This is a genomic window from bacterium, from assembly GCA_036504735.1.
Lineage (GTDB): Bacteria > Electryoneota > RPQS01 > RPQS01 > RPQS01 > DASXUQ01.
In genome coordinates this window covers 373,212-392,024 of the sequence record DASXUQ010000010.1, presented here as the reverse complement: position 1 = coordinate 392,024, position 18,813 = coordinate 373,212, and the positions used below count along the sequence as shown (strand labels likewise).

Here is an 18,813-nt window from a genome sequence, read left to right as displayed (position 1 = left end):
GAAGCAACTCATCAGAGGATGCACCACGCGCAACCCGCCCGCTGTGATCCCGGCAATAGGCAAGACGGGAGGGTTGCGGAAGACCTTAACCCTCCCCTACACCGATCACATCAAGGGTATGGCATCCGCCGTAGGGGCACGGCATGCCGTGCCCGTCTTCTATCAGGGGGGTGGCCGAAGGGCCATGTCGTGCCCGTCTTCGATCAGAGGGTGACCGAAGGGCCATCCGTGCCCCTCCGCCTTTCCCCTTTGATCGTCCCTCGTTCAAGACCCTTTACCTCTTATTCCTGAACGCCACCTTGACAATCTGGTCTTTCGTCTGGCCTCCGGCCTTCAGCCGAACATGAGCAAGGTAGACCCCACTCGCCACCTGCTCGCCACGGTCATTCTGCGCTCTCCACACCGGCTCAAACCCGGTGCTCGGCAGATTACCTTCAAACACCGTACTGACGAACTGGCCGGAGAAGTCGTAGATCTTAATCTGTACAAAGGCTCCGCCCGTGGCCGGCAGTGAGAACCGGGTCATTCCTCCGCCCTCATTCGGCAGCAGGGAGAACGGATTCGGATAGTTGTACACGATGCTGTCGCCAAGCTGCGGTTCACCCGGAGGGGTAACGGTATCACGCACAAAGAACTGGAAGGCCGCCGTCGTGCGGTTGCCGGACAAATCACTTGCCTGCGCAAACAGCGTGTATTCACCGCGCTCCAGCCCGCTCACAGCAAGATTCGCCGTCGCTGTGCGGCGGTTCTCGGCAATTGCAATGGTCAAAGTCCCCGGTATCGGCTGGCTGTTGATCGTCTCCAGATGCACATTAATCGATGTCGAATCCAATTCTCCGCCCGGAGCATCCTCAATCTGAACCACAAACGTCGGGCTGGCATGCAGCGGCAGGCTGCTTCCGTCCGGCGGCGATACCAGAGTGATCACCGGGGCAATGGTATCATTGGTCGAAATCTGACGTCCCACGGTGAAGTCCCAATTGGCGGTTCCTGTGTTGCACACCCAGTCACAGGCGGAGACAATCGCCGTATACACCCCGGGCGCCAATGTGTCCGTCCACGTAATGGTGGTAGATGTCTTCACCGCCTGCCCGGTCAAATCCCGCTCGCTGCCGTCGCTGTGAGCGCGCAGATGCAGCGTCACACACGCCGTATCCACGCCGCTGTTTCCCTGATCATCATCCAACCGACCCTTCTTCACCGTGCCGCGACGTGGCGGCTTCTCTACCGTCGCCGCGTCCAGCGTCAGGCTTCCCTTAGCCATGCGCGATGATTCGAGTTTCTCGACGTTCTTCGTCTTGGGAATATTCCGCCGGACAAGTGGCGCCGTCTGAGCAGCCGTGGTATTATCCGTGTAATTCGCGCTGATCGTCACCGGCTGTCCCAGCGGCACCACGCCATTGGGTGCGGGAGACACCGGCGTGATTACCGGCGGCGTCGTGTCGATAATCCACGTCTGAAGCTGGGCTCCGCTCACTCCCACCGTGTTCGTCGCGGTTATCAGAATTCGTACTTCCGTTGCCGTCGGCCCCGGTTCAAGATGGAAGCTGTCTTCCAGCGTGAACGTCTGATTCAGATTCAGCGGATCCGGCTGTTCGCCGACAATCTGGAACGGTGCGTTCCGCAGCAGCGTGTCCTGACAGATGCCCGCATCGCACGCATACTCCCGCAGAATATCCACCCGGATTCCCGTCACATCTACATTGGCGCTATCCCGCTCCCGCACGGTTGCCCGTAAATAGAGCGGCGTGTTCGGACTCCAATAACTGTCAAACTGGCACGGCAAACCCGCAGGCAGTGCTTGGAACGTGATCTCCGGCGCCAAACCCCGCACGCGGAAGGTCCACGTCGAGTCGCCCCCGTTCCCCACGCAGTCCTCGATATGAACGCTCACGGTATAGAGTCCCGGCAACTGCCCCTGCGGAAGGATGTACCTTGCGTGAGTCGCATCCAATTCCACAAAGCGGTTCGCAGAGTCCGGCGCCACATAAATCGGAATGCCGCTCGGAGGAATAATCGTCATCCGTGTCCGCTGCGCCACCACACCCGAGCCATTGTCATCCAGACTCCCCCGCCCCGTTCTCTTCATCGCGGAAGCCTTCGCAATCCCTTTCAACCCTCGCGCCGCCCCACCACTATCCGGGCTGAAATCAGAATATGTCACAGAAATATCTATCGCTTCATTGCGCGACAGCAGAGTGTCCGCCGGCGCACGGCCCGTCACATGCGGCGGGAAATTGTCCGCCCAGTAGGTCAGACGGCTATGCGTGATCCCACTCACCGAATCCACCGCCGGATTGTAAAGCGCCGTCCATGCATCCACCGCGATCTCCACTCCGGTCTCTCCGCTGGGGAATGGCCCCGCCAGCGTTACCGTCACGCAGTTGTGTGCCGGATCCACCGGATTCACCACCGTCGGTCCCGAGATCCGCACATGATCGCGCACTGTGTACACGCTGTATTGAATTCCGTTCGCGGCAATCGGCACTCCGGCCAGACTGTCGACACAGAAGCCGAAGGTGTCCGAGCGCGCCGGATTAAACCACGTGCCACACGTATGCGTCGTCGTATCAAACGTCACCACGGGTCCGCTGGCCCGCACAAAGTAGGACCACCCAAACGGCACCGCCTCCAGATTTCCCAGGCTGTCCGGCGCAATCAGCGTCACATGATGCAGCCCCGGAGCATAATACGGATTGACCTCCGGCCCCGCACCGATTCCACCAAACCGAATGTCCGCATTGTAATGGTTGGGTGGTGAGATAATATGGAAATTCAGCGCCGCGTTGCTCGTGTCTGCCGCCGTGTATGCATGGTTATCAATAATAAGCTGAAGCTGCCCGAGGTTAAGTCCCGACGCCCCGCTTCCGTTGCGCGCCGAGTCCACCACCAGCCCCTCAATCGTCGCCCGCTGGCCAAAGGTCAGCGTATCCTGCCGTCCGCCCGGCCCCACTGGCGAGACCGCCATCACTATAGGCGGCGACACATCCACCGTATACAGATAATTCGAGCTGTCATTGCGCGCGCACACCCGGTTCGCCACGTGCCACGTCACGCAAAGCTGGTCTGCAGGCCGGGGCAGCGTGTCCGGAAACAGGAACTGCACCTGTTCCCACTGCACGGTAAACGTCGCGCGATAGCCGCGCCCATTTGACAGCGGCGTAAATGTCATCGCTTCCGCGCCAATCCGCACCGAACGCGGATCCGCCGGATTCCCGCAATTCCTTAGCCGCGCTTCCACCGTCGCCGTATCCACTCCCGATTCCAGATCGGAAAGATCCGTCGTAATCACCGCCGTATGGCTGATGTACCCCGGAATGCTGTGCGCGTCCGGCCCCGACACATCCACCAGGAACGGCGTCACCGCCGTCTGCTGGCCATCCGCAAGGAACTGCACGGTATGCCGCCCCTGCCGCAAACACCCGAACCACGGCGCCACCGTATCTGCCCGCGGCGCAAAGGACACAAGGAACGCATTGCTCACCGTGTCCGTCCGCGTGCGAAACGCGTTGCTCTCCGTCACGCCATTATGCACAATGCGAACGGTGTCAAGAAACACCGTAACCGAACTCGAGTCCCGCACCCCGCCTTCATTCAGAGTGATCCAGAAGGTCGGCCGGCAATCCGTTCGCACACCATTGGAGTCCAATCCGAAATACGTGCTGTCCGGTACGCCCGGGCAAGTCGCCGAAGCAAAATGCACAAATGCCGAAATCGGTCTGAGACTGGAATGGAACACTGCCAGCCGCAACTTGTTGGGACATCCCGCGTGATCACTCGACTCCCGCCACGTCGGCGTCATGCTGAAATCCACAAAGCTGCTGTCGGCATGCACGCGGTCGATGTGCCGCTGCGTTACATTCACTCCAAGCTGCCGCCAAAGCAACGACGTCTGGTCCCAAAACGCCGCTACCACCATTGTGTCATTCGCCGGCAGCGTCGTCCCATTGAAATAGACGCGGAAACCGCTCGCCTGCGTGCCTGCGGTGACGGTCTTGGACATCACCGTTTCCACCGTGGAAAGCAATTGCAGATGCGGCTGCGTTGGTGGCACCGCATGCGCCGTATCCTGCGCCGGTTCAAACCACAGCGTGCCGTCTCCCGTCACGCCATTGTGCGGAACGGTCACCGTTACCTGCCGGTCCTCGGACGTCTGCGCGCCGTTGGAACCGCCATTGGCGGTCAATAGTCGAATCGCCAGATCATAGGTCGTCATGATCACATATAGCGCGCTGTCTCGTGCCACGGGCTGCGCGTGGAAGATCGTCAACGTGCCGGTGCTGTTATTCAGAACGCACGGCTGTGTCAACGCGTCGAGATGCCCCGCAAAAACCGTCGAGTCCGACTGCCCCGGCGATGCGCACACGAGTGCGCCGTTCACAAAACAGGCCGGGTCCGGTCGCCTCAGAGTGCTGAATAGCCAAGGCCCCTGTCCTGCCAGCACACGCACCCGCGCCCAGTCTTCATCGAATACCGCGGGCTGCGTGGAGTGCGTGGTATCGGCAAAGCTGAATCGCGGCGGATTCGGATCGAAATTGTTATTATTGTCCGTTGCCACCGCACGGAAAATCGCATTCGGCGCAATGCTGTCCAGCGCCAGCGGCCATGACCAGATATTGATGACCTGATTGGCGTCGCAGAACGGAACATTCGCTCCGGTTTCTCCAAGATGAATCCACGTGTGCGCGCCGTCCACCGAGTATTCGAATTCTACCCGCGTCGTGCGATTCGTCGCCGCGTCCTGCGTCACCGCCCACAAACGGTCGGGGCATCCGGGCAAACTGTCGGAGAAGAATCCCACAATCCACGCTCGCTGCGGGTATTGATCCACAAGATTCACGAAGATTCGCGTCTCGCCGCAGTTGCCCGCATGATCCCAGGCCACCGCATGCAGCAGCAGGACTCCGGGAAGCAGCGCCGCCGTGTCCCAGATCGTTTGCCACGGAACGCCGTTCGTATCGCTGCCGATGTAGACCCAGTCGCTGGGCACGTTCGAATTCAGACTGACGCGCGAGTAATAAAACGCCACGCTGTCAATCGAACTGTTGCCGCCGTTGCCGAAGGAATCCACCACCGTCACCGTAATGATCTCCACCTGCCCGCGCCCGATAATCATGTTCGCCGGAGCGGGGTTGCCGTTGATGTTGGTGATCTCCACAATCGGCGGGCAGTTGTCCATCCGCACCGAATCGGCAAAGATAATTGTGGTATCATTCGGCACCGGAACCGCGTTGTCCGTCGCCCGCGCCCGCAGCGTAATCAGCCCGCAGGTGATCGCCGTGTCAGTCCACGCATAGGCCCAGCGGTTGCTGGAGTCATCGAAGACCGCCTGCCCAATCGGATGCCAGAAGCCCGGCGCGTTCGGATCGGTAGTCGCCTTCCAATCGAAGGCCACCGCCGTCACGCTGTCCGAAGAGGTGGAGTCGAAGCGAATCCATAGTGTGCGCGTTACAACCGGATTGTTGGTGAACACGCAGAATCCGCCCAGCAGCCCTCCGGAAACCGGACTGACATCCGTCACCACCACCGAGAGCGTTCGATCAATAATGATATTGGCGGTGTCGGTCGCGAGCGTCACCAGGTTCCCGCCCATGTCCGCCGAGCCCACCGCGATCAGTTGCGCCGGTCCCTCCGCCAGGGCGTCAGTGTTCCAACTGTTCAGCGTCCACACCGTTGTCCCCAGCGGATTCGGCACGGTTCCGATAACCGACACCGTGCCGCCACGTACGAATTCGAAGCGCACGTGATCAAGGCTCGAGTCGCTGTGCGCGACCAGTTCCACACCATCGCCGCGAACATGTGGCCGGGCCTGCACCGGCTGCCCGCCCACTGTAATCAAACGCACGTCCGCTTCGTGGTCCACCACAATGAAACTTGTGTCCGCCACAATCCGGCCAAGCGCGTCTGTCGAATCCTTCAAATGGACAAGATCGGTCGCCACCGCCGCGAAGTCGTAGGTCCACCCCACCACCAGATCCGGCAAGGCTCTCCACTGCACCGAGTACGGCCAAACACGTGAAGAGTCAATCGGAATCCACTCGGACGGCGCGCCGTGCGCGCTGCGGTAATACAGTGCAATCTGCCGCACACCATAATTGTCCGAGCCCGCCAGGTCAAACAGATATTGGCCGCCGCGTTCGAGGCTGTCCAGATCGGCGGTGGCATGGTCAACACGATGCACCGACACGATGTGCGCCCGTGGCTTCTCATTGTCCACAAACACCGTTAACGGATGCGTTGGGCCGGCTCCCGCTCCGCTGAGGTCGCCATCCACGTTCGTCGTACTGTCCTCGGCAAAGGCTCCCAGCTCGTACGCGCCATTCAGCAGCGCCGTGCTCCAGAGAGCATTGTCCGCCAGCCGGAAGGTGTCACCACCCGCAGAAGTAATCCGCTCGATAGACGTCCACGGTCCGGTCGCTCCCTGTGGCCGCACGGCAAACGTCACCGAAGCCACATCCGGCTCACTCGCCACGGCGCTCAGTCTCACGTTTCCGGTCAGGAAAATCGCTGAAGAATCGGGAGTCTGATCCGGCGTCGCCACCAGGCTGTGTGCGATGGGCGCTGTGTGGTCTACGACAAGGAAGCGCTTCACATGACCGTCGGCGATCAGGGAGAGCCACTTCTCCTGAGTAGTGCTCCCAATGCCATGATCGACACACTCCTGCCAAGTCAATGTGCGGCCGTCATTATCCGTCGTTCGCGCCACAATGTCGTAGCGCACTCCGGGCCGCGGATTGTTGATCAGCGCGGCGAAGCTGCCTGCCCACAGATCCACATGGCTTAAATTGAAGGGTTGCGTGGAATCGTCGCCGATGACTTCCCACTGTGTGGAATCCAGCGGCGAGGCCGATGCGCGCTTGATCTCAAGAATGATCCCGTGAATCTCGTGGTTCGAAGTGTCCGGACATGCTCCCACGGACAGAATCGAGTAGTGTTCGATCGAGTCGGGAAGCTGTGGCTGGCTCCAGTCTTCGCATGCGGTCAGACTGTCCAAAAAAACATCGCCCGGCCAAATAAAGACATTGGCCGGGGCGAGAACTTCGGTAGACCGCGCTATGTCGGACACCATCATCCCACTGGAACGTTCAGGAGCATCCGCGCGCTTAGACCACACCTCCCCCGGTTGCGCAGAGTGAACCCGCGCAACGAATGAAATTAGAAACAGGATGGTGACGGACAAGCGAAAAAACGTAGCAGTTGACTTCATCCTGAGACTCTCCTCGAGTGGAGGTGCTCCGCTCCTTGTGCCTTAGCATTACCGGTGTGTTCAATATATCATCAGTAACGCGCTCTTTCAAATGGTTCAGTGAACAAAATCATCATCGTGAAGAGCACGTCTGATGCCTTGATCAGCAGAAAGGTCCATTCGGTATAGAACACAGGGAGAGGAGTTGCTGAAATTATCTACCAAACTTTTGTGAGGGTGCTCAGACAGTGCTGGCCAGAATCATGGTCCGCACCACCTTTGCCGCCACAATCGACGATACCTGAGTCGAGTCATACATCGGGGACAACTCCATCACATCCCAGCCGACCCACCTCTTGCCCGCGAGGGCGATGAGCCAGTTCTGCAATGTTGCGAATTGAACACCTCCCGGCTCCGGGGTACCTGTGCCCGGCAAAATGGACGGATCCAGAATGTCCAGGTCTACTGTGACATAGAGCGGTCTATCGCCTACCCACTCCGCAATCTCCGGCCCCGTGATACTCGCAGGCTTAAGATTTCCAAGGGTCTTCGCCGCGTGGAATTCTTCGCGCGTACCCGACCTGCAGCCTATGTGCAAAACCCGTGACGAGCCGATCTGGTCGGAGACTTTCTTCATCACGGTTGCGTGGCTGAGTTCCACCCCCAGATAGTCGGATCGCATGTCCATATGCGCATCAAACTGCACCACCACCAGATCCGGACAGGCACGGAGCGCCGCTTCCACCAGAGGCAGACTAAGCAAGTGTTCGCCGCCGAGCCCCGCAGGCACCTGCTTGCGGGCATAGACTGATGACGCCATATCCCGAATCGCATCCAGTGCGCCCCGCGTGTCCCCCGGCGGCAGAAGCAAATCTCCCGCGTCGGCAAATGCCACATCTTCGAGATCCATATCCATCACCGGACAATAGGTCTCCAGCACATCCGAAACGGTGCGTATGGCCTGCGGGCCGAACCGCGAACCGGGACGGAACGAGATGGTGCTGTCGTAAGGGCAGCCGAACAGGACCAACTTCGCGGCGCTCGCATCGGGGTTGGCGCCGAGAAATGGCGTCCCTTGCAGGAGTTGAAACGTGCTCATAAAAGAATCGGATAGGATGGTTGACGTGAAGGCCTGAGCGGCAAGAGCACAGGCGCGCGGCTACATTTTCAAGTACTCGAGCAATTTGTAGATCAGCATTGCCGGCCAGATCATGGCCTTAAGCAAACCGAGCACGCCTTCCCAAAAGGTGGAAGCGTGCTCGATGTAATAGATCGCGGCTCCGATGAACGCCATGCCATAGACACCGCTCGAAACACCGTGCGATTGTCTTTTCCAGTTCGACTGACAACAGTTCACATCATCGGCCATTTTCGTCTCCTGCAACTTGCTTATGTCAAGTGCACAGTCGGTTCAACTTTTCAGCAACAACGCGCGGTCTACGGGCGGAAATAAAACGCCGGCACCGCAAACGCACCCGCCTGATGAGCAGGCGTATAGTAACGCGCCGTTTTGGCGATCTCCATCTGCCTCACTTTATCCACGTCCAGTCGCGGATCATGCACGTCTGTGGCCACGAGGAAGCTCCACGATCCCGTGGGGTACGTCGGAATGGTCGAGATGTACGGCAGCACCATCTTGAAGAACTTCTTCAGACGCGCTTGCGTATCCCGCGCAGTATCCGCATCCACCCACAGACTCTTGCACTGCGTGACAAACAGACCGCCGGGAATCAGCGCCTCTTTTGCCGCCTTGAAATACGGGTCTTCGAACAGCACCACACCGGGGCCTACCGGGTCGGTGGAATCGGAGAGCACCACGTCGAATTCGCCGGCATGCCCGGCCAGGTACGCCGCACCGTCGCCGATCCTGATCTCCACGCGGGGATCCTTCAGCGTGCCGGCCAGCGTCGGCATGAACTCTTTGCAAACCGTGATGACGTCCTCGTCGATCTCCGCCAGCACCACACGCTCCACGCTGCTGTGCTTGAGCACTTCCCGCACGGTGCCGCCGTCTCCGCCGCCCACCACGCAGACGCTCTTCGGATTCGGATGCGCCAGCAGCGAAGGATGCACCAGCATTTCGTGGTAGGCGCACTCGTCCACTTCCGTCGTCATCACCGCGCCATCCAGCACCAGCATCCGGCCAAACTGCAGCGTGTCTACAATCACCACATCCTGATACTGCGAGCGTTTGTGGTAAAGAACATCTTTTACCCGCCATCCGGCCTGGATGTCGCCAAAGGTTTCGGAGAACCAGAGATCCATAGCACCCTTTTTATTGTGTCGTGTCGTGTTGAACATCCCGCTTGGAGACAGAAAACCCGCCGGAAACCTAAGAATCATCCCGCGGATTTTGTCGCCAGCCGAACGTGTTGTGAATAGACGTAAGAGGAAGATTAAGAGAAAGGCAGGTATACCGGAACATGCGGCGGGCTGCCGCATGTTCCCACGCCGCGCATTTTCGCGCGCGGCGGAATTACCCGTTCAGAGCCAGAGCACCACGGCGGCCATGGCCGCCCCGATAGTCTTCACGGTTCCGGAGGCCGAGGCCACCTTCACCGCTGCCAGCGTGTAGCCACGCATGGCAAAGGCCTCTTTGACTTTGGCAACCACCTCACGGCGGCAGGTTTCTTCATCGCCCTGAATGTGATGTTCCATAATCACACCGGGCAGTTCCGGATCATCCGGCACTCCGCACGCGACCGCGGCGGACACGACGGTTCCGGGAATATCCGAGCCTTCTTCGGCATAGGCCGTCGGAATCAGGGCTCCGTACGGCAATTTCATAGCGGGGATCTCGGTGCAGGCCGGCGGCAGAATCGAACTGATACGCATCAGGTTGGTGTTGCCGATTCCCGCTTTCATCAGAGCATTGTCAAAAGCATTCAGCGGAGTCTGACCTTCCGCATAACCGGCGACAAGAAAATACTTGTCGGGTCGCGCAAATACCATCAAACCTCCGCGCCGGTCAGAACTTCTTCCGGCTTGAAGCGGAGCTTCATGCCACCGGCCACGTCCAGAATTCCCCGCTTCATTTCGAAAGCGGTGAAATGGTCGGCACCGAGGTGCTCCTTCAAATACTCGAACGCCGCGTCAGGATCCACATCTTCGCCACAGGTGAACAGGTCCACCGCCGCGTAGCCGTATTCGGGCCACGTGTGAATGGCAAGATGAGATTCCGCGATCACCACCACACCCGAGACTCCGTGCGGGTTGAACAGGTGAAAAGCCTCCTGAACAATCGTCGCTCCACTGACAATCGCGGCATCGCGCATCGAGCGCTTGATGAATGCCACGTCGTTCAGAACGTCGTGATTGCAGCCGTAGTATTCGACTACGATCTGACGACCCAGAGCCTTCATGTTCCCATCTCCTTATAACAGCGTGAAGGTGAAGGCCGTACGCACAGCCCTAAAATACGGGCGGCGTCGTAACCCAGATAAATTCCACCGGCCTGCGGCCCGTGTTTTCCAACACGTGCTCCCGTTCGCCGGAATAATAGAAGCTGTCGCCCACATGGGCAATGTACTTTTCCCCGCCGAAGCGGAGCGCCAACGTCCCTCGCAGAATGTACCCGAACGCTTCCCCCTGGAAGGGCTTGATCGGATCCGTCTGCTGCCCGGGAAGCAGCCTGACAAAGGCCGCTTCCATTTCCCGATTCGTGCCGCCCGGAATCAGCAGCTCAAATTTATCCGCGCCGGTCTCTAAAAGGCCGGTGCGCTCCTTCGCGTCGTAGACCACTTTTTCCGGTGTCGTCTCGCGGAAAAAATCTGTGACCTTGACATTTAAAACCTTCAATATCTGCAGCAGGCTGTCGACCGAGATGCTGGTCTGGTCCCGCTCCAGTTGTGATATGAACCCCTTGGTCAGGTCAGCGCGATCCGCAAGCTCTTCCTGGGTAAGGTCACTGGCGAGACGGAGATTTCGTATGCGTTCGCCAATCTTCAAAAGGCTCCGATCAAAGTTTATTAAACTTTCCGTATAGTTTATTGAGCGGCAAATTTAAGAAAAAGTTCCCCATTTGTCAAGTACTTTTTTTGCCAATTGACTTAAGTGTATGTTTTAAAAGTTTTTGGTTGCTATCGTTTATTAAACTTGTGAGACAGGTTTGCTAAACCAGTAGGTGGTCTGACCCTCTGTGCCAGTCGGTTTTCGGTTAGCGGGGCGGTTAAGGGCGAGAGGAATAGGCAGACAAATGCGGAAAGTGTGTGATAAAAATGCACAGAGTGACCTTTTAGGGTCACTCCATGCAAAACAGCAACTTTAAGCTGGGTCCAGCTTACCCAGCCGAGTTATCCACATTGGCCTCTACCAATTTTAAGCGGCGGGCCTCGACCAGAGGCATTCTCACGCGCAAATTGGAGCCGTGTTCATCATGCCTCTCCTCGAGGACCTCGGATAGACGGTGCAGTTCGGAAAGCAGCAGGCCGTCTCCGGCGGGGATGTCCACCGAGAGTTCCACCATGTCGGCGGCCATGACGGCACGCATTTTTTCCTGCAAAACGGTGAGGTTCCGCTTATCGCGGGCGCTGACGAACACACCGTCCGGATGCTCCTTTTCGACCCAGCGCAAGGGCAGATCATCTTCGAGGGCGTCCACTTTATTGAAGACATAGATATGCGGCGTCTTGGCGAGGCCCATTTCGGCGAGGATCTTGTCGACTTCGGCCATCTGGTCTTGAAAGGAAGGCGAGGACAGATCGACGACGTGCAAAATGCAATCGGCCTCGCGGATCTCGGCAAGCGTCGAACGGAAACTGGCAACAAGACCGTGCGGCAGTTTGCGGATGAAGCCCACGGTATCGGTCAACAAGGCGCGGTATTTGGGAGCGAGTTGCAAAGCGCGAGTGGTGGAGTCCAGCGTGGCGAACAGGAGGTTTTCCTCATAGACACCGGCTCCGGTGAGCGCATTCATCAAGGTGGACTTGCCGACATTGGTGTAACCGGCGAGGGCAAAGCGGAAGATGTTGGTGCGGCCTGAGCGCTGAGTTTCATGGATGCGCTCGATGTGCTTCAACTCGGCTTCGAGCACACGGATGCGGTCGCGGATCAGGCGGCGGTCGGTTTCGATCTGAGTCTCGCCGGGGCCGCGCATGCCGATACCGCCCTGCTGTCTTTCCAAGTGAGTCCAGGCGCGCGTCAGGCGCGGCAGAATGTAGCGAAGCTGGGCGAGTTCTACCTGCGTCTTGGCTTCCCGGGTGCGGGCACGGCGGGCAAAGATGTCAAGGATCAGACCGGTGCGGTCGATCACGCGGACTTCGAGTTCCTTTTCGAGGTTGCGCGCCTGAGCCGGAGTCAGGTCATCATCGAAAACGACAAGATCGGCGTCCGACTCGCTGGCGATGGTGGCCAGTTCGGCAACCTTGCCTTTGCCCAACAAGGTGCCGGGGTCCGGCTTGGACTTGCGGGCGAGTTCTTTTGCCACGACAAAGGCACCCGCCGTCTGAGCCAGCATGTCCAGCTCTTCGAGGTATTCAACCGACAGTTCTCGGGGGGTGCTTGCCCAGTTGACACCGACAAGCAACGCACGTTCCCGGCCATCGGCGGTGCCGTCTGCCATTGCCAGTTCACGGCTACGCTTCAGGTCACGGTGATCAATGCCGGAAGCGCCCACTTTAGCAAGGGGAGACTTCGAATCTTTTTGCTTCAAACTCTGTACTTGACCTCACTTAGGATAAATCTTAACGCGGAAATTTATTCTGACCAAACGAACCCCCTAACCTCAAGAAAATGCTTTGCTTCGGGCACGACATGTCGTGACCCTACGGCAGAATCCGTTGCAAAGGGCCGATGCAAATAGCTGAATCGGGGTGTGCTCATTACACGTTTCATGGGACTGTTTTGATCAAAGGATAGGCGAAGGTAATATATGAACAAATGGGCAGAAAGGCAAGGGCTGGCCTGATTGCAGAATAAGGGATTAGGGAAATAGGGAAGCGAAAGGGAGGCGGAAGGATGAAAGGAAGAGGGCCGATGGGGGCGGGGTTTCGGTCGGGTTGTGGGCTCGGTTCGGGTTTGTTTGTGATTCGGCTCAACCCGACTCGGCAAGGGTAGGCTGGCGCGGGCGCACTGCTGTGAGCCCCTACGGTTGGCAGGCGCGGGGTGTTTACCACACAAAGGGAATTAAGCGGTGGCGGACTTTCTGCCTGTAATCGGCATAGTCGGGGAATTGGGTGAGGAGGGTTTTTTCTTCGCCGAAGATGCGAGCGACGAACATCAGGGACAGCAGCAGGCCGATGAGCAGGCCGTATTTCGAACCGAGCAGCAGAGGGGCGCCGAAGAAGTACATGAGGCCGCCAAGGTACATAGGATGGCGGACGACACCGTAAATGCCAGTGGTGATGATGTGGTGATCGCGTTCACGCTGGATGCGGACGAGGGGCGAAGCAAAGGAGTTGTCGAACATCGTGCGCATGATAATGTATACGGCACAGAGCAGGAGAAGCAGGCCTGTCACTTTCCATGCCAGCGGAAAGCTTGCAGTCCAGTGAAAGCGGCGGGCATCAAGGGGCATGACGATGAACCAGAACACAACCATGCTCATCAGCAGGGCCATGAAGACCTTATCCCATCCCTTCTGTCCACCGGAGCCGGGGCGCTTGAAACGCTCGGCGAGCAGCGCGGGATCCCGGCGGTTCAGATAGAAGGCAGAACCGAAGACCGTACAGACGAACCAGGCGGTGAAGATCCAGCCTTCGGTCCAATGCAGATCACCGCCCAGACCGAGGATCAGACCGGGAAAGAAGATGGCATTGAAACAGAGATAGAGAAGGCGGAAAGGAGTTAGGGCGTTCATAAGACTTGAGACTGGAGACTGGAATGAAGAGACAGCGAGGACAGTATTCCGGGCAAGTAATGTCTTTACAGACGGCGGGCACACTGCTGTGTGCCCCTACGGGATTTTGGGGTCGTCGCGCAGCATCTTTTTAGCTTCGTCCCAGAGGGCGTCCATTTCCGCCAAGGTGGAATCGTGGAGGGCCTTGCCCTGGTCGGTCAGTTTTTGCTCGATATAGGCGAAGCGGCGCATGAATTTGGAGATTGTACCGCGCAGAGCGTCTTCGGGATTGACACCGAGTTTGCGGGACAGGTTGACGATGCTGAAGAGGATGTCGCCGACTTCATCTTCGATGGCGCTGGAATCGTGGCGCTCGATTTCCTGTTTCAATTCTTCGAGTTCTTCGCGGATTTTGGCCCACACCGGTTCGACGTCGGGCCAGTCAAAGCCGATGCCGGCGGCTTTTTCCTGCACGCGGAAGGCACGGTTGAGAGCGGGCTGGCCGAGGGGCACACCTTCGAGCAGTTTGGGGCGATGGGATTCATTGAGCTTGATCTTCTCCCACTGGCGCAGGACGCCGCGGGCATCATCCACTTTGGCTTCACCGAAGACATGGGGATGGCGGCGGATCAGCTTGTCACTGATTTCGGCAACGACATCCGCGGCAGTGAACAGTCCCTCCTCCTCGGCAAGCTGGCAATGGAAAACGATCTGCAGCAGCAGGTCGCCGAGTTCCTTTTTGAGTTCGCCGTAGGCTTCACGGTCGAGCGTGTCCAACACCTCATACATCTCTTCCATGAGATACGGGCGGAGACTGCGATGAGTCTGCTCGCGATCCCACGGGCAACCGTCGGGAGCGCGCAGGCGTTTCATGATGTCGAGCAGGCGGGTAAACTCTTCGGGGGCGGAACGGGGTGGCGTCACGGGAAATCTCGCGGTGAGCGCGCGGGGTAAGGACACCCCGCGCGGCGGTGGTGGATGTTAAGCGGGCGGGTCTATGACCCGCCCCTCCGGGGGACACGGCAGGCCGCGTCCCTGCGATATTCGGATCGGTTACACGTAGCGCAAGAGGATTTCGTAGCGCTCGGCGAGGCTTTTGCCTTCGTCGTGGGTGATGAAGAAGTTGTAGAAATCGTTCGACTGCTCGGTGTCCAGCGAAATTCGCAGCGGAGCACGGGTGGCGGCGGCCAAGGCGGCGGTGAAGGGGTCGAAGGCCGGAGTCAGGTCCACAACCACATCGGCTTCGATGTTGCGGGCCTTACGGTAGACCGGCTCTTTGGGAAAACCGAGCCATTGTTTCTGAGCAACATCGAACGTGACAATCCGCGCGCCGAGATCCGGGGACAGCCATGTGCGAAAGTTTTCGCGGACGAGCACGGTGGTCTGGTATGGGTTCAGGTGCTCCATCAGCGGTTCGAGGACATGCTGGGCGACGTCGAAATCGTGAAATTCGGGCGGCAAAACGACGGCCAGATGCTCGGGCTTCAAACCGGAAGCGGGGATGGTGAACTTGCTGGAAAGGGGTTCGCCCCTGACGCGCCACCAGAGGCCGCAAAGGCGGCGGCGCAGACGTTCTTTAAGGGTCATTCGGCGGACTCGGTAATGGGCTCACGCTTGACGATGCGCACTTTACCCAGGCGGTGCGCCTTCACCTCTTCGACGATGAAGGTGTAGTTATGGTACTCGACGGACGTCTTGGCTTCGGGGAAGTTACCTAATTCATCGAGCAGAAAGCCGCCCAGAGTCTCGAAATCCTGGTCCGTGGGGATCACATCGTCATCGAGAACCTGATTGACGGTTTCGACATCGAGGCGGGCATCGGCGACGACGGTCTGGTCATCCACCCGAGTCCAGAGCGGACGCTCTGCGTCGTGTTCATCCTGAATTTCGCCGACGATCTCTTCGATGACATCTTCGAGGGTCACAAGGCCTGCGGTGCCGCCGTATTCATCGACGACGATGGCCATATGCAGGCGTTCATCCTGAAATTGCTTCAGCAGCTCATGGATCATCTTCAATTCCGGCACAAAGCTCGGGCGGCGCAACATGCGGCGCAGATTGAAGGTGTCATCAAGCGGATAATGCAGCAGGAGATCCTTGGTGTGAAGGATGCCGATGATGTTGTCGATGCCGCGTTCGTAGATGGGAATACGAGTATGCTGGGAAGAATGAACGGTCTCGAGCAGCTTGGCTGTGGGTGTGGTTACATCGAGGCAGATCATGTCGGTGCGAGGCACCATGATCTCGCGCACGGTGGTATCGCCGAACTCGAAAATAGAGTGGATCAGTTCCCGTTCCTGCTTTTCGAGCGCGCCGTGCTCCTCGCCGACTTCGACAAGAGTCTTGATTTCTTCTTCGGAAACCCAGAGCCGGCGTTTCTCCACGCCAAGAGCGCGGGAGACGGCATCGGTAAAGGGCAGCAGAATGGCGACCACCGGACGCAGAATCCAGTTGGCTCCATTAACCGCACCGGCCCAGTTCAGCGCCCACTTGAGCGGATCGCGGATGGCTGTGAGCTTGGGGAGAATCTCGCCGCCCATGACGATGATCAGCGAGACCACCACCACCTGAATCAGGAACGCCAGCCAGGCGACGTGTCCGGCTTCCTGTGTAATTTGGGATGTCAGGATCGCGGCAATAGTGGCACCGACGATGTTGGCGATGGTGGAGCCGGAGAGCAGAATCACCAGCAGACGGCGTGGGTCGGCCAGCAGATGGCTGAGACGCTGGGACTTATGGTCTTTCCGCTCGGAAAGCTCGTCGATTTGAGCCCGCGTCAAGGAAAACAGGGCGGTCTCGGCGGCAGAAAAGAAGGCGGAGATGCCGATCATCACCAGGAAGACGGCGGTGCCCCAGATCATTGTGGGGGAGATCATCATATGCTGCTCTCCCCTGCTGCCAAGGCGCGGTCTTCCAGCCGCCGCATGATGAGGCGCTGCTCATCGGTGGCATCATCATATCCGGCAAGGTGCAACACGCCGTGGACAGCAAGCCGCGCGGTTTCCTGATAAAGGGGGACACCGTATTCGCGGGCCTGACGTCGAGCTTGATCAAGGCAGATATAGATGTCGCCCTCGGTCATGCGTTTGCGGGGGTCGGAAAGGTCAAAGGTCAGCACATCGGTGGTGCCGCGAATGGCAGAGTAGGTGCGGTGGAGCCGCGCCATTTCCCGGTCATCCACCAGCACGAAATTGACCTGACCGATTCTACCGCGGATGTGCCGGGCACCGAGCCGCGCGCAGGCAAGAAGAAAGTTTCGGCGCACGCGCGCCCGCGGAACCAGCGAATGGAATTCCAAGGTTCCGGCGGCGCGCCTGTTACTGGGAGGCTGGTCGCTCAACGCTTTCGTCGCCTCCTTTAGCGGTAGTCGGGGTCTCAGGTACGGTCTCCTCGGGCGTCTGGCGGTGCTGGAATTCCTCGTACGCGCCGATAATCCGGGCTACAAGGGGATGCCGTACGACGTCCACCTGGTCGAAGTAAACGAACTGCACGCCTTCAATGTCGCGCAGAATATCATGGATGGACAGCAGTCCGCTGGTTGAGCGGGGATGCAGGTCGATTTGAGTCAGATCTCCTGTGACCACGGCTTTGGCATTCTCACCGAGCCGGGTGAGGAACATCTTAAGCTGGCCGGTGGTTGTGTTCTGGGCTTCATCGAGAATCACAAAGGCGTTATCCAAGGTGCGGCCACGCATGAAGGCCAGCGGCGCAATTTCGAACGCGTTGCGGTCGAAGAATTTGCGCAGGCGTTCGGCAGGCAGGAGCTTCATCAGGGCATCGTAGAGCGGGCGGAAGTAGGGATCCACCTTCTCCTGAACATCACCGGGAAGGAAGCCGAGGTTCTCACCTGCTTCGACGACGGGACGGGTGAGAATGATGCGGTCATACTTGCCCGCAAGAAACTGCGACACACCGACAAGCACCGCAAGGAAGGTCTTACCGGTTCCGGCGGGACCAATGCCGAAGGTGATATCATGAGCCTGAATGGCCTTGCAGTAGGCTTCCTGGCCGCGGGTGCGGGGACCGAAGGTGCGTTCGCCGGCGCGGAAGCTACAGGTGCCGTTATCGATGCGGACCTCTTCGGCGACGCTGGGCTTGACCTCGCTGCCGGACAGACGGAGAATAATATCGATATCCATCGGCGAGAGCGTGCCTTTGCGACGGGTGCGGCCAATCATCTCCATCAGAACATCCACCGCCTGCGTGTTGTCCGGCTGGGATCCGCGAATCAGGATCTTCTCCCGGCGCGCTGTGACGCGAGAGCCGAGGAAGCGCTGAACATAATGCAAATTGGAATCTCCGGGACCCAAAAGTGGCCGGAGCACTCCTTCTTCCACAGGTATTTCAACGATCTCTGACGATTCTTCAGTGGTTTGTGGCATAGTATGATTACGATTGGGTGTTGTCAAGCGGCACTCCGTTATCATTAAACAAGAAACGCCTCTGCACTCTCAGAGACATCCCTAAGAAACAGAGGCTAATCGTCACATTCACAAGCTATTATACGAAATAACACTCGAGGTGTTTCCAGTTTCTCCCGGGACAAAGCCATGTGAAATGGCCTCAAAACCGTCCTATTAAGATAACATTTAGCAAGACGATAGTCAAGCCAAGGGATGCCTCTGACCGATCCGGCTCCGCTGAAGGTCAGCGGCGGCGTGCTCGATTGCAAGCGATTTAAAAGATGAAGGTTACAAAATCATAGACAGCGAACTGCCGGCCAATAGGCCGGGTTCGTTTTTGAAAACGCGATGACAGCGCGATTAGATCCCCCTGTTGGGGGCTATCGGGACGGCGTCACTTATCAGAATGAGCTTTGCCGGATGCGAGCCGACTAAGTCGAACACGCCAT

The 18,813-nt window shown here is 58.4% G+C and carries 14 protein-coding genes; all 14 read right to left on the bottom strand.

What is annotated here, in order from left to right; all coding sequences use genetic code 11:
* Positions 1-274 precede the first annotated feature (274 nt).
* The gene (locus VGL38_10920) at positions 275-7,114 is read right to left on the bottom strand and encodes a hypothetical protein (protein HEY3295941.1); all 6,840 of its coding nucleotides are present in this window, start codon (positions 7,112-7,114) and stop codon (positions 275-277) included.
* A gap of 313 nt (positions 7,115-7,427) precedes the next feature.
* The gene (gene speB / locus VGL38_10915; GenBank protein ID HEY3295940.1) at positions 7,428-8,285 is read right to left on the bottom strand and encodes an agmatinase; all 858 of its coding nucleotides are present in this window, start codon (positions 8,283-8,285) and stop codon (positions 7,428-7,430) included.
* A 60-nt stretch (positions 8,286-8,345) separates the two neighbouring features.
* Positions 8,346-8,555, bottom strand: a complete 210-nt coding sequence (locus tag VGL38_10910) for a hypothetical protein (GenBank protein ID HEY3295939.1) — start codon at positions 8,553-8,555, stop codon at positions 8,346-8,348.
* A gap of 68 nt (positions 8,556-8,623) precedes the next feature.
* The gene (gene speE, locus VGL38_10905) at positions 8,624-9,451 is read right to left on the bottom strand and encodes a polyamine aminopropyltransferase (protein HEY3295938.1); all 828 of its coding nucleotides are present in this window, start codon (positions 9,449-9,451) and stop codon (positions 8,624-8,626) included.
* A 219-nt stretch (positions 9,452-9,670) separates the two neighbouring features.
* On the bottom strand, positions 9,671-10,138 hold the full coding sequence (locus tag VGL38_10900; GenBank protein HEY3295937.1) for an arginine decarboxylase, pyruvoyl-dependent: 468 nt from the start codon (positions 10,136-10,138) through the stop codon (positions 9,671-9,673).
* Positions 10,138-10,548 (bottom strand): adenosylmethionine decarboxylase, encoded by a 411-nt coding sequence (speD, locus tag VGL38_10895; GenBank protein ID HEY3295936.1) that lies wholly within the window; start codon positions 10,546-10,548, stop codon positions 10,138-10,140. The genes VGL38_10900 and speD overlap by 1 nt, the downstream gene beginning before the upstream one ends.
* Before the next feature lie 49 nt (positions 10,549-10,597).
* On the bottom strand, positions 10,598-11,134 hold the full coding sequence (locus VGL38_10890) for an XRE family transcriptional regulator (protein HEY3295935.1): 537 nt from the start codon (positions 11,132-11,134) through the stop codon (positions 10,598-10,600).
* Positions 11,135-11,465: 331 nt separating this feature from the next.
* Complete coding sequence (hflX, locus tag VGL38_10885) at positions 11,466-12,836, bottom strand: GTPase HflX (protein HEY3295934.1); 1,371 nt, start codon at positions 12,834-12,836, stop codon at positions 11,466-11,468.
* A gap of 456 nt (positions 12,837-13,292) precedes the next feature.
* Positions 13,293-13,982 (bottom strand): isoprenylcysteine carboxylmethyltransferase family protein, encoded by a 690-nt coding sequence (locus VGL38_10880; protein HEY3295933.1) that lies wholly within the window; start codon positions 13,980-13,982, stop codon positions 13,293-13,295.
* 96 nt (positions 13,983-14,078) lie between these two features.
* Positions 14,079-14,885 (bottom strand): nucleoside triphosphate pyrophosphohydrolase, encoded by an 807-nt coding sequence (gene mazG, locus VGL38_10875; protein HEY3295932.1) that lies wholly within the window; start codon positions 14,883-14,885, stop codon positions 14,079-14,081.
* A gap of 129 nt (positions 14,886-15,014) precedes the next feature.
* On the bottom strand, positions 15,015-15,548 hold the full coding sequence (locus tag VGL38_10870) for a hypothetical protein (protein HEY3295931.1): 534 nt from the start codon (positions 15,546-15,548) through the stop codon (positions 15,015-15,017).
* On the bottom strand, positions 15,545-16,840 hold the full coding sequence (locus VGL38_10865) for a hemolysin family protein (protein ID HEY3295930.1): 1,296 nt from the start codon (positions 16,838-16,840) through the stop codon (positions 15,545-15,547). Before VGL38_10865 ends, VGL38_10870 begins: the two co-directional genes overlap by 4 nt.
* Positions 16,837-17,301, bottom strand: coding sequence for an rRNA maturation RNase YbeY (ybeY, locus tag VGL38_10860; GenBank protein ID HEY3295929.1), 465 nt, complete (start codon positions 17,299-17,301; stop codon positions 16,837-16,839). Before ybeY ends, VGL38_10865 begins: the two co-directional genes overlap by 4 nt.
* Positions 17,279-18,286 (bottom strand): PhoH family protein, encoded by a 1,008-nt coding sequence (locus VGL38_10855; GenBank protein HEY3295928.1) that lies wholly within the window; start codon positions 18,284-18,286, stop codon positions 17,279-17,281. The genes ybeY and VGL38_10855 overlap by 23 nt, the downstream gene beginning before the upstream one ends.
* Between the last annotated feature and the right edge of the window lie 527 nt (positions 18,287-18,813).